Origin of the sequence: Solibaculum intestinale (genome assembly GCF_040096205.1) — a bacterium.
In the GTDB taxonomy this organism is placed as follows: domain Bacteria; phylum Bacillota; class Clostridia; order Oscillospirales; family Acutalibacteraceae; genus Solibaculum_A; species Solibaculum_A intestinale.
Genome location: NZ_JBBMFD010000024.1, coordinates 1 through 12,394 on the forward strand (window position 1 = coordinate 1; position 12,394 = coordinate 12,394).

Annotated in this window: 10 protein-coding genes; 2 read left to right on the forward strand and 8 right to left on the reverse strand. The window is 56.6% G+C overall.

What is annotated here, in order from left to right; genetic code table 11:
* Positions 1-104 precede the first annotated feature (104 nt).
* The 5 genes from WMO26_RS11190 to WMO26_RS11210 form a co-directional block, all read right to left on the reverse strand.
* Positions 105-2,531, reverse strand: a complete 2,427-nt coding sequence (locus tag WMO26_RS11190) for a transglutaminase-like domain-containing protein (RefSeq protein WP_349220453.1) — start codon at positions 2,529-2,531, stop codon at positions 105-107.
* A 9-nt stretch (positions 2,532-2,540) separates the two neighbouring features.
* The gene (locus WMO26_RS11195; protein WP_349220454.1) at positions 2,541-3,707 is read right to left on the reverse strand and encodes a DUF58 domain-containing protein; all 1,167 of its coding nucleotides are present in this window, start codon (positions 3,705-3,707) and stop codon (positions 2,541-2,543) included.
* The gene (locus tag WMO26_RS11200; protein ID WP_349220456.1) at positions 3,694-4,689 is read right to left on the reverse strand and encodes an AAA family ATPase; all 996 of its coding nucleotides are present in this window, start codon (positions 4,687-4,689) and stop codon (positions 3,694-3,696) included. Before WMO26_RS11200 ends, WMO26_RS11195 begins: the two co-directional genes overlap by 14 nt.
* Before the next feature lie 301 nt (positions 4,690-4,990).
* Positions 4,991-6,124, reverse strand: a complete 1,134-nt coding sequence (locus WMO26_RS11205) for an iron-containing alcohol dehydrogenase (protein WP_349220457.1) — start codon at positions 6,122-6,124, stop codon at positions 4,991-4,993.
* A gap of 17 nt (positions 6,125-6,141) precedes the next feature.
* Complete coding sequence (locus tag WMO26_RS11210) at positions 6,142-7,497, reverse strand: glycoside hydrolase family 3 N-terminal domain-containing protein (protein ID WP_349220458.1); 1,356 nt, start codon at positions 7,495-7,497, stop codon at positions 6,142-6,144.
* Between the two features lie 406 nt (positions 7,498-7,903).
* On the opposite strand from WMO26_RS11210, the gene WMO26_RS11215 reads away from it, so the two are divergent.
* On the forward strand, positions 7,904-9,415 hold the full coding sequence (locus tag WMO26_RS11215; protein ID WP_349220459.1) for a catalase: 1,512 nt from the start codon (positions 7,904-7,906) through the stop codon (positions 9,413-9,415).
* An 18-nt stretch (positions 9,416-9,433) separates the two neighbouring features.
* On the forward strand, positions 9,434-9,751 hold the full coding sequence (locus WMO26_RS11220; protein ID WP_349220460.1) for a DUF4491 family protein: 318 nt from the start codon (positions 9,434-9,436) through the stop codon (positions 9,749-9,751).
* A 139-nt stretch (positions 9,752-9,890) separates the two neighbouring features.
* Here WMO26_RS11220 and WMO26_RS11225 read toward each other — a convergent pair whose 3' ends face one another.
* The 3 genes from WMO26_RS11225 to WMO26_RS11235 all read right to left on the reverse strand — a co-directional run bounded on the left by WMO26_RS11225 (position 9,891) and on the right by WMO26_RS11235 (position 12,376).
* Positions 9,891-10,166 (reverse strand): zinc-ribbon domain containing protein, encoded by a 276-nt coding sequence (locus tag WMO26_RS11225; RefSeq protein ID WP_349220461.1) that lies wholly within the window; start codon positions 10,164-10,166, stop codon positions 9,891-9,893.
* Positions 10,167-10,284: 118 nt separating this feature from the next.
* Positions 10,285-10,884: a sigma-70 family RNA polymerase sigma factor gene (locus WMO26_RS11230; protein ID WP_349220462.1), complete on the reverse strand. Its 600-nt coding sequence runs from the start codon at positions 10,882-10,884 to the stop codon at positions 10,285-10,287.
* A gap of 127 nt (positions 10,885-11,011) precedes the next feature.
* Entirely contained in the window at positions 11,012-12,376 is a 1,365-nt protein-coding gene (locus WMO26_RS11235) for an MATE family efflux transporter (RefSeq protein WP_349220464.1), read from the reverse strand.
* Positions 12,377-12,394 lie beyond the last annotated feature (18 nt).

Here is a 12,394-nt window from a genome sequence, read left to right on the forward strand (position 1 = left end):
GATCTGACCGCTTTCGCGGTCCGCCCTTTCTTTTGCTTTCGGCGGTTTGTTTCGTTCAGACCAAACAGACAGCGATTCTTCTTCTCCGTTTGAAAAGCTTTTTGTTACAGGCAGCGCCCATACCGCATCCACAACCGCCAAAACCAATTCTTCTCCTCGTAAAGCCGCTTTCGTACGGCGAATACCAGGCGGGACACTTCCTTTCTCTCTTCCTTCTTCACCGGCTGCCCGCTGAACCGCGTCTTGAGCACCAGCTCCATGCAGCGCTCGCACTCATCCTGGGACAGGAAGGGGAAACGGCTTTGCAAAAGCGCGGGCTCATAGCAGACGATGGACGGGGTTTTACAGCCTGCAAAGGAAAGAAGCTTACACAAATATCGGTAAAGCTGAAGAACGTTCCGGTTTTCGTCCCGGGTCTGGAACGAATTCCGCCTTCGCTTTTCCACGATGGCCTGCCGCGCGATCACCGCCAGCAGCAAAAGCATCAGGGTCGAAACCGTGATAAAGATGGCAAGCATTACCGTCGCGGGACCGCCCGGTCCCGCCGCGGCGCCTTCCGGCGGACGGGACGAAGGGACACTGGAAGCAGGCGAACGGCTGCTGGAAGGCGCGGAAGGTTCTTCTACCGCAGAAGAAGGATCTTCCGGCTCTCTTACGGGCGTGCTGGCACCGTAGCCGGGGGTGAACTCCACCGGAATCCATCCAAGTGCAGCGTCGTACACCTCCACCCAGGCATGACGCTTGGAATCGTCGATGTCCAGCGTGTAGTAGGTGTCCACTCCCGCGCTGCCCGTAATCCAGGCGCCTTCCTCGGTCAGCCGGCTGGCGAAAATCGTCTTGTCCTCTGCGGGCGCGTTCAAAAACTCCTCCGGCCCTACCAGATACCCTTCGGCGTACCGCGCCGGTACGCCCAGCGACCGCAGGAGCAGCGTCCCCGCGGTGGCGTAATGGACGCAGTAGCCTTTCTTGTTCTCCAAAAGGAAATACTCTGTAAAGTCCATATCGTCGGGCGGGCGGCCCGGCGAGGTGGAATAAGAGGTGTTTTCCGAAAAATAGCGCTGCAGGCGGGCAATGATTTCCTCCGTACTCGTGCTGCCGGAACAAATTTGTCCTGCCAACTGATTCAGCCATCCCATATCCTCCGGAACCTGGGTGTAAACGTCTCCTACGAATTCTTGATAATCCCAGTAATAGGGATGACGCTCGAACACGGAAGGACGGTTGATCCGGGCCAAATAGGCGCTGCCCTCATCTATATTGTGGCCATAATAAACGCTGTAGGTATTTCCCGTTGCAAGCAGCGGCGCATACCGGTCGTATTCCAGCAGGGTTTCTTTGCTTTCCATGGAAAAATAGGGAACAAAGGCGTATTTCGTACCCGCCCGGACCGACGTGATCTGAATAGGGGCAATCTCCATCCCTCCATACTGGCTGTAGTAAGCGTTGAGCAACTCATACGCGTTGACGCCGCTTTGCTCCCCTTTTCGAAACAGGGGAAAGCTGTCATAGACGGAATCTGGAAGCTGTTCCCAATTGGTCCCGGTGTACACACTACCGGTATACCCTTTGAAATAGAGGGTGCTCTGCGTATACGGCATGTCGATCAGCAGATCGGTCTGATAATCGTATTCCAGGTTTCCCGCAGCCCAGAGGTTTCCTTCTCCGATCCTGGTCTTAGGCAGGTTTAAGAAGGAAAGCCAGTTAAAGTCCCGATAGTTCACCCGCAGGGTTTCAAATGCCTGCGGGCGCTGGTAATCCGTCAGGCTGAGCGCCGCCTGGCTGCCCACCAGGCATACCGTCATCACCAGACAGAGGATCAAGCTCACCGGCGCCGCCAGCTGCCGGCTGTAGGGAGCACAGACCCGTTTTCTCCGCCCGCTTCCCCGAAACCGGCCCACCGCCAGTGCCGCCGCCAGCTGGGACAAAAGGCAGCACAGCAAAAACAGCAGCGGCCACAAATCCGGAGACTGCCCATAGAAAAGACCGATCTCCAAAAATGGAAAGGTCACCAGCACCGCAGGCAAAAACAGCGGGCGGCGTACGATGCAGTAGCCCAGAGCGATGCACAAAAAAAGCACCACCACGGCCCACAGCAGCGTCAAAGACGGGTACGATTCTACAAACCGATAGGGCTGCGGCAGATTTGGAATGTTGGCGTTTCTCAGCGTGAGCAGCACGGAATTCCACACATTTGCGGCCATACCCGCCAGCGTATCCTTGCACAGCGCCAAGATTGCCAAAAACAGCCCGAAGGAGACGGGAAAGACCCACGCTCCTACCCGTTTGAGACGGTAGAGTAGGGTAAAGCCTACCGAACCGATGGCAATGCAGAAAAAGACCGCCATAGAATCACAGGACAGGTCGTAAGCGGTGATGAAACTAAAGAGGGCGCCGCTGACACCCGCAAACAGCAGCAGAGCCGGCATCACCACCGTCATCCAGGCGGAGGGCTGCTTGGTGAAGGCTTTGGCGGTTACGGCGGTGGAAAAGGAAATAACACTCGCCGATTTCTTTTTCGATGTTACTTTCAACGCCATCACCTACCATTCCACGCCGGCAAGGCTCTCTGGCACGTCGTCCGCCGTCACGGGGATTCTTCGGAAATCCGGCTCCAGAATCGCCGGGAGTCCTTCCTTGCGGGTCACTTCAAACAACGTAACCGGTTGTGCCCGTCCGCGCAAAGATTCCTGCCGGACGGCGTTTTCTCGGCTGGTGAGATAAACCAGCCGTCCCTGCACCAGCGCCTCGCAATGGGCGAGGGACAAAGGCGGGCACCCTTTCCGGGCGGACGGGATTTCACTTTGCAAAAGCTCGCTCATCATGAAATCGCGCTCTTCGTCGTTTGCCACATCGAAGCACACATCCTGCTCCTCCTTTTGCCGGTACCAGCAGACCCGGTGGGGAATCCGCCGGCTGACCAGGTCGGTGGAAAGGGTGTTCGTAAGCTCCAAAAGCCCGTCCAACAGGAAGGCGTCTTCGTCCGCGCTCAGCTCCACCACAAGGGTCACGGCGTTTGCTATGGGGAGGCTGAATTCCTTGACCATAAAGTTCCCCATTTTGCTGCTGAGCTTCCAGTGTATCCGCTGCTGCCGGTCCCCCTCCTGGTACTCGCGCACGCCGAACAGCTCGGATGGATCGTCCCCCTTGCGCTCGGTGGAGTACCGCTGCACGTCGGCGCCGGACTGGGCGCTCAAAAGGGGCTGGGCGCTGATTTCCTCCGCCGGCGGCCAGAGAAGGAAGGAGACCGGCGGCAGAGCTTTCAAGTTGCTGTGAAAAAGCCAGAACCAATCGTATACCTTTATGCGGGTGGCGGACAGCTGAAAGCTTCCATAATGCGCAGAGGAGACGGTTCCCTGCACCAGCCTGCGGCCCCGGGCTGGCACGGAAAAGCGGACGGTCTGGCTTTCCTGTCCGTCTACCATCCGGTTTTTGCATAAGAGCGTGACTTGGCAGGCGGTAATGGGTAGAAAGGAGCGGTTTCGCGCGGAAATCTGGTAGCGCACCTCCCGCTTGGTCCGCTCTTCGGTAAACGCGGTGGACAAGGTGACCGTCAGGCTCCTGCGCATCCAAAGCACCGCCGCCTTCAAAAAAACCGGCAGCACCAGGAAAGCCAAGAAAAGCACCACCGCAATCGGGCCACGAAAAGCGATGACAAAAACGCCCAGCCCAATCAGCGCCGCCAAATACAGAAGCTTAACGCGTACCATAAACCCGGTTCCTTTCCTCCAACACAAAGGGCATGGCGGTTTCGTTTAACAGCTCCTCCAGCAGGGAGGACGCCGTATGAGCGGCCTTGGCCTTGGTGCTGAGCACCAGACGATGGGCGCAGGTATTCAAGAATACGTATTTGACGTCATTGGGTGTGACGTAAAGCCGGTCCTGTAAAAAGGCGCAGGCCTTGGCCATACGCATCATGGCCAGGGAGCCGCGGGGACTGATGCCCAGCTTAATGAGCGGGTGGCGGCGGGTGGCCGTCACCAGATTGATGATATACTCGTACACCGAATGCTCCATATGGATCTGCTCAATGGCGCTTTGCATCTGCAAAATCACATCCGCCTGCACGATTTGCCGCACCGAAGACAAAGGATTGCCGGTCTGCCTGCCTTTCAAAATGTCAATCTCGCTTCTGGGGTCGGGGTAGCCCATGCTCAGGCAGACCATGAAGCGGTCGAGCTGGGAGTCGGGCAGCGGCTGAGTGCCCACTGAGCCGATGGGATTCTGCGTGGCGATGACGATATAGGGCCGGGGCAGCTCGTGGGAAACGCCGTCCACCGTCACCCGCCGCTCCTCCATCAGCTCGAGCAGGGCAGACTGGGTTTTCGTGGAGGTGCGGTTGATTTCGTCCGCCAAAAAGAGGTTGCAGAAGGCGGCGCCCTGCTTAAACTCAAAGGTCTGGGTGAGCTTATTGTACATGGTAAAGCCCACTACGTCGCTGGGCATCACATCGGGGGTAAACTGAAGCCATTTGCAGGCAAGGTCCATCGCCCTGGAAAAAGCCAGAGCCAGAGTGGTTTTTCCCACGCCGGGCACGTCCTCAATCAATATATGGCCGCCCGCCAAAATCGCCATGAGCATCTTGACGATGACTTCATCCTTATCCATAATAACCTTGCGCACCTCTTCGACGACCTGACGTGCGTGGTCATATGCTTCACGGAACCTCGTTCCCGTCGTTTGCGTTTCCATTGCATCACTTCCCATTTCTAGCGAATTCTAGTGTGTTTTGACTGCATTTATCATAGCACGGCAACCTTGTATCCACAATCAAAAAATCCGATTTCTTCCGGCGAAAACTTGTAGAAGATTTCCAAGCACATCCCCTTTTTCTGCATTTTCTCTGTTTTTTCAACCACAACGGTCTTTGAGCTCTGGTTCTTTTCCAGGATAGCATCTAGAGTGGACTTTCAGTCAAGAAACAATTTATGAACTTTTTGTTTCTTTTTGTCAAAGAAAAAAGCCGGGGCAGACGCCCCGGCTTTTTCCCGTTCTATTCTCCATAATACGCCGTTTTGAGAAGGGGTTTCATTTCTTCTTTGCTCACTTGGATGGGATTGACCCGGGTGGAACCGCCCAGAGAGTTCTCCGCCAGCCATTCAAAGTCCTTCAAAAAGGTTTCCTCTGCAATCCCTGTCTGTGCCAGGGTCTGCACAATTCCGATGCGTTCCTTCAGCCGTTTGACCTGGCCGATCACCTCCCCTGCTCCGGTCACGGCCGCTAAGAAATCCAGGCGCTGTTTAACCCGCTCATTACGGCAATTGAACGCGAGGACATAAGGGAGCAATACGGCGTTTAAAAGCCCGTGGCCCAGGTTATAGCGGCCGCCGAAGGCGTGGGCGATGCCGTGGACCATGCCAAGCCCGGCGTTGGAAAAGGCCATGCCCGCCATGCACTGGTAGTTATGTACCTTCTGGCGGCTGTCCAAATCCCCTTGCTCGCAGGAAACCGGCAGATACCGCAGCAGCCCCGCGGCCGCGCCCATGCTCAGCGTATCGGTAAACTCGTCCCCCAAAGGGCTTATGGCACATTCCAAAGCATGAGTCAGCGCGTCCATTCCCGTCTGAGCCGCCACGTCGGCGGGCATGGTCATGGGAAGGGTTCCGTCGAGAATGGCCAGGTCCGGACGCAGGCTCTGGGCTTTTACGCCCCGTTTGATCCCCTGCTCCGGAAAGGTGAGGACCGATACGTGGGTAACCTCGGTGGCTGTGCCCGAGGTGGAGGGAACCGCTACAAAGGTGGTTTTTTCCCGGCGGGAAGGCAGGGGAACATCCGCCAGCTCCTCCGCTTTCAGGTGGGGAAATTCATAAAGCAGAGTCATGGCCTTGGCCGCGTCGATGGCGGAACCGCCGCCCACCGCCACCACCAAGTCGGGGACAAAGCCCGAAAAAGCGGCGGCACCCTTTGTCACATCCTGGGTGGTGGGGTTCTTTTGAACGCCGCTTAGTACCATAATTTCCCCGTTTGCCGGGGCCAACAGTTCCTTCACCTGGTCGATGACCCCGGTTTCAAACATGCTGTGTCCCCCCGTGACGATCATCGCCCGCCGGAAGGATAGGGTCTTCAAATAAGACAGGGAACCGGGGCCGGCTACCACCGTATCCCCATGAAAGCGAAATGGTTTCATCGGTATGGCTCCTTTCGTTATCCCAGCAGCTCCAGCTGCATTTTCCATCGAAGCACCCGGCGCACCGACTGCTCCACCTGCTCTAAGAGAATTCTCCCTTCTTTTACCGCTTGCAACACCGCCGGAATCTGTACGTCGAAATCGGTGGCAAGCAGCAGGTCGTTGCCTGCCTGGGCGGCCTGCACCGCCGCCTGCTCGTTTCCGGTATATTGTTTGATGGCGTCCATCATCAGGTCGTCGGTCATAACCACGCCGTCAAACCCAAGCTCTTGTCGGAGAATGTGATGCACCTTCGGGGACAGGGAGGCGGGCAGATCCGGATCCATACAGGCGACTACGTTATGACAGACCAGGACACTGTCCGCCCCGGCGGCGATCCCCGCCTCGAAGGGCAGAAAGTCCGCGGTTACAAAGGTTTCGTAGCTGCGTTCATCCTGGGCGATGCCGGTGTGGGTGTCCACATTGTTGCCGTAGCCGGGGAAATGCTTGAGGGTGCTGCCCATCCCGCTTTCCTTCATGGCCGTGACCACCGTTTTAACATAGGCGCTGGTCGCCTCCGCATCCTGGCCGAAGGAGCGGGGATAGATAAAGTCGCCCGGGTCGGTGGACAGGTCGCACACCGGCGCCAAATTCACGTTGAAGCCCAGGCTTTTTAGAAAAACACTCTTTTCCCTGGCGTCCTGGGCGATTTTCTCCAGCCCGCCTTGGGCGAACAGGTCCTGCGGAGAGGCGAACCGCTCGCCGCGAAAGGCCGGAAACCGGCTGACCCGGGTGACCGTACCGCCCTCTTCGTCCACACCGATTAGCAGGGGAATCTGCGCCGCAGCCTGGTAACGCTCAATCTTTGCTTTCAAAGAAGCGGGTGTTTCCCCTTCCACGTCGTTTGCAAACAGAATATATCCCGCAGGATGAAACTGCTCGATGTCCGCGACCGCTGTATCCTCCCGGCAGCGGACAAAGAACATCTGCCCCACCTTTTCTTCCAGTGTCATCTCTTTGAGAATGGCGTCGATCCGGTCTTCTGTAGAAAGGGGCGGTTCTGCAGCCAAATAGGCCTCGCTGATGTAACCGTGTTGATCCTTATAGGTTACCCGTGTCCAGCCGTTTTGCGTCTCATAGGCCTTTACCGCCTGGCCCAAGGGCACCACTGCGCGGATGGTATACGCCGTTCCCGGCCCGGCCCGCAGGTTGACATCCGCCGTGGCATATCGCAGCGTGAAGGCTTCTTCTGCGGAAACCGGCGCAACGGAAGAAGGAGCGGCGCTTGCCGGTCGGGAGGAGGACTGGAGTAAGGACGCGCTCCCCGTCTGCCCAGAGGAGGTGTCTTCCCCGCCCGAACAGGCGGACAAAATCAGCAGGATTGTTAAAATCAAGGTTAACATCCGTGTTTGTCTCATAGTTCTCCTTCTCTCTGACCGCTGCGGCGGCTTTGCAAAGCCGGAATGCGGGCTTTACATGTTACGCCAGGCTTACGGCTTGCATTTTTGTCTTTTGCAGGTTTGGCAGCTCTCTTCCTATCTTGCACCGGCAAAACGCAATCATACGGCTTTTTCACTGCGGCGCCCGGGTGGGTTGATTTTAAAAGAAAGCCAGGCATCTTTTGGTTTTAGTGTAGCGCCCCGCTAACCCGATGTCAATCGGCGGCATGGGTATGTATAGACGCAAATCGTGTCTTTTTCCGTTTTGATCCCCATCAGACAGGCACTTTTTCTTCTTTTTTCGCATAGTATGGAAAAACAAGCATGCCCGGAATTGGGATCGCCGAGAGGAGACAAACCGATGCGAGAAGAACGAACGTTTCACGAAATGATGCAGCGCTATAATCAAGAGCTCCTGCGGATGCGCCAGCAAGCCCGCACCGCAAAGGACGCGCCCTGTGAACAGGAACCTGCACCAACGCATTCATCCCGCAAGGAACCTGAGGCCAGGATTGCGTTTCCCGGCAAAGTGGTGCCCGGCCCTGCGCTGGAATGCCGGCAGGATAGGCCTCAGGACCATTCCCTGACCGTAGGCTCCCGCGGTCCGGTTTTGCTGGAGGATACCCTATTGCACGAGACGCTGGAGACCTTTGTCCATACCAAAACCATCGAGCGGGCGGTGCATACCAAAGGGTACGGCGCGTTCGGACATTTTCAGCTTTACCGCTCCATGGCCGAGTATACCGCCGCGGACTTTCTGCAAGATCCAGCCCGGCCCATTCCTACCGTCACCCGGTTCTCCTTTGCCGTAAGCAATCGGGGTACGCCGGACACCGCCCGCAACGTGCGGGGCTTTTCCACCAAGTTCTATCTGCAAAACGGGGTGTTTGATCTTCTGTGCAACCACATTCCGGTGTTTCTGATCCGCGACGGGATGCACTTTCCAGAGGCTATCGCCTCCCTCTCCCCCTCGCCGGTCAGCAACCTGCCCGACGGCAAGCTATTCTGGAACTTCATGGCCCGCACACCCCAGGCCACCCATTTCCTCACCTGGCTCTATTCGGACGCGGGAACGGTGGCGAGCTTTCGCACCATGCGGGGCTACGGCGTAAACACGTACGTCTGGAGAAACGCCGCCGGAAAACGCCGATATGTGAAGTACCACTGGATTCCCGCGGCCGGAGAAACCTACATCGACGCGGCCGCTGCCAGCCGTCTTGCCTGCGAAAATCCCAATGTGGCCGGGCAGGACCTGTGGGATACCCTTGCGTGCGGCGGCACGGTGGAATATGAGCTCAACGTACAGCTAATGGACCCGCAAACTGAACACACGCTGTCCTACGACCCGCTAGACGACACCAAGATTTGGAGCGAAGAGCAGTTTCCACTCATGCCGGTGGGAAAGCTGACGCTGGAGCGAAACCCCGAGAACTACGCCGCCCAGGTGGAAAAGCTGGCCTTCTCCCCGGCAAACCTGGTCGACGGCATCGAATTTTCAGACGACAAGATGCTCCAGGGCCGTTCCTTTATCTATTGGGACGCCCAGCGCCGGCGGCTGGGTCCGGATTTTCGCAGCATCCCGGTCAACCATATGGAGAACTGGAAGCCCGCCGACGCGTTCAGCAAAACGGGACTGGGGGAATCCGCCTGCGGCGAGCAAGTCCGCACCGATCTCGAAAAGGCCGACGATTTCACCCAGGCTGGCGAGCGGTACCGCCGCTTATCGGAAGAAGAGCGCTCCCATCTGGTGGAAAACATCGCTGCTGATTTAAAACATGCCGCCCAGAAGGACCAGATCTGTGTCCTCGGCTACCTGCAAAAAGCGGACGAAACCTTCTGCGGGCAGGTCCAGGCTGCCATGGGGCAGGCATAGAAACGGGGAGGGAATTTCATGTACATAACTGGACTACTGATTGGAATCTTCTCCTTTGTCATCATCGGTGTGTTTCACCCTATCGTCATCCGGTGCGAGTACCACTTTACCTGGAAGATCTGGCCGGTCTTCCTGGCGGCGGGGCTCGTCTGCCTGCTCACCTCCCTCTTTGTGGAAAACACGCTCCTTTCTTCCCTGCTCAGTGTCCTGGGCTTCACCTGTTTGTGGAGCATCGGGGAACTAAAGGAGCAAAAGGTACGGGTGGAAAAAGGCTGGTTTCCGGCCAATCCCAAACGGGCGGACGGGAAGCGCAAGCAGGACGGCAAAGGAGGCTGACTGCATCTGGTTTCAGTGAAGCGGCAACGCTTGCTACCCTCCTGCTCTTGCCTGCGGTGCAGGCAGGCCTCTTCTTTTTCCATGCAGCGCAAAAAGGCGGCAACCAATTGGTTGCCGCCTTTGTCTGCGAACGAAATTATTATTCTTCTCTCATGCGTGCAAAGCACTCGCTGCAGTAAACCGGGCGATCTTCACGGGGCTTAAAGGGAACCTTGGCTTCCTTGCCGCAGGAAGCGCAAATAGCCGTGTACATTTCGCGCTCCGGCTTGTTGGCGTTCTTGCGCGCATCGCGGCAGGCCTTGCATCTCTGGGGCTCGTTCACGAAACCCTTAGAGGCATAGAACTCCTGCTCGCCGGCAGTGAAAACAAATTCAGCGCCGCAGTCTTTGCAGATGAGAGTCTTGTCTTCGTACATAATTGTTACCTCGCTTTGGATAATAGTATTTGCCCGCGGACGGATTCAAACCGACACCTTTGTTAACCAACGCTCTTTGTTGAGCTACTAGGGCATATGAAACGGAATTGCTTCCGTTTTAGGTGAAATGAACTGTTTGCAGCTTGCGCCGGATACGTTGCAACGCGTTGTCGACCGTCTTGGGGGTAATACCGAGCTTCCAAGCGATGGCTTCGTATGTTTCGCCGTTGAGATATCTCTCCAGAACCCTGCGCTCCAAATCCGACAGCTTTTCTTCAATCAGCTTCTGGACCCGGGAAATATCTTCGCTGCTGATGGTTTGCTCCTCGGGGTTATCCTGGTCGTTAACCAAGGTGCAAGCGGGAGAATCTCCGCTAAGAGAGAGATACCCGCTCAACGGCAAATGTTTCTTTCCGGAGGCCAAACGCCTCGCTGAGGAAATCCGCCGCCGGATGCACACATTGGCATAGGTTTCAAAAGAGGCGGCCTGCTGAGGATCAAAGGTAAGAATTGCGGAAAACAAGCCGAGCATGCCTTCCTGCATCAAATCCTCCGGTTCGATTCCCGCCACTCCGTTGGTCCTGGAAAACATCCGAACCGTAGGGGTATACCGGTCAAACAAGACCGATAGGGCTGTTTCATCCCCGTCGCACACCAGCTTTACCAGCTTTGCGTCCTCAAACGCCGCATATTCCTCCAACCGGAGTTCCTCTGCCATAGCGCCGCTCCCAAAGAGCCAAATTCAAAAATACAGATTCTGTATTTTGTCTAAGTATATCCTACAAGTTACAGAAAGTCAAGCAGAATCGGTGCAAAGAAAAAATAAACATTATGTTAACGCAGCGCTATCCTTCCAGCACAGCGTGCTCGCGGGTGACGTTGGTCAGCCATTTCCCGCTGCGTACCCGCCGGATGCCGAAAAAGATCTTCGCAAGCTCGTCAGAAATCAACAGGAAGTAAACCATCGGCACGCTCAGATGGAATACAAACGCACCCAAGCTTCCCAGTACCAGCGCCACACCCCAGAGGGTGATGGCGTCCAGATACATACCGAACTTGGAATCACCTCCGCCCCGCATAACGCCGATGATGGCGGTAGTGTTGAAGGACTGAAGCGGCGTATAAAAGGCGAGAATGAGCATCATGGTCATGGTATAGGCCATGGCCGTGTCGGACAAGTCGTACATGCTCGCAATCAGCGGGCGGCAAAGCAAAATAATGCCCATAGCGGCAACTCCGGCGATCACACCCAGGCGCATCAGAGAACCGGCCGCCTTTTTCGCATAGTCCTGGTTGCCCGCACCGATGGCCTTGCCCACAATGACCGCCGTGGAGTTCGCAATGCCGAACATGACCACCGTAGCCAGCTGCTGGGCTACCTTGGCGATGGAGTTGGCCGCCACCGCCTCACTGCCCATATGTCCCAAAATCACCGACTGCATGGAGATCCCCACTCCCCAGAACAGCTCATTGAGCAGCACTGGAGCCGCATACCGGCGAAAGTCCTTCATAAGCACCCGGCCCCGGACGAACAGATAGGAAAACTTGAGCCGCACCGCTTTGTTGATGAAAATGGCGTAGAGCAGGGTCAGCACCGCCTCGAGGACCTTGACGGTCAAGGTAGCGGTGGCAGCGCCTGCAATACCCATGCGGGGAGCGCCCAGGTTTCCGAAGACCAGCATCCAGTTTAAGAAGATGTTGAGCACAAAGGAGATGGAGTAAATCACCAGGGACACCGCTACCTTTTCCACGCTGCGGATGACGTTGAGGTAGAGCATGGAGAACCCGGCGAACAGGTAGGAAATCCCCACAATGCGCAGGTAGCGGACCCCTTCGGCAATCACCGCTTCGTCCGGCGTGAAAACCCGAAGCACATATTCCGGAAACCCTACTGCCAGCACGGTAAACAGGGCGGCCACCAATAAGGAAAAGCGCATGGCGATGCCGATGACCCGGCTGATGGCGTCCTTATCCCCTTTCCCCCAGTACTGGGCGGTGAGCACCGACGCGCCAGACGCCAGGCCGAAGACGATAATGGTCAATATAAACATCAGCTGGTTGGCGAGGGACGCCCCGGAAAGGGACGTCTCTCCCAGCCAGCCGGTCATCATGGTGTCGGTCATGCCCACGCCCACGTTCACTAGGTTTTGCAGGGCCATGGGTACCACCAGCGAAAACACCATCCGATAAAATCCTTTTTCCCGAACCAATTTCCCGTTTCTCCTTTT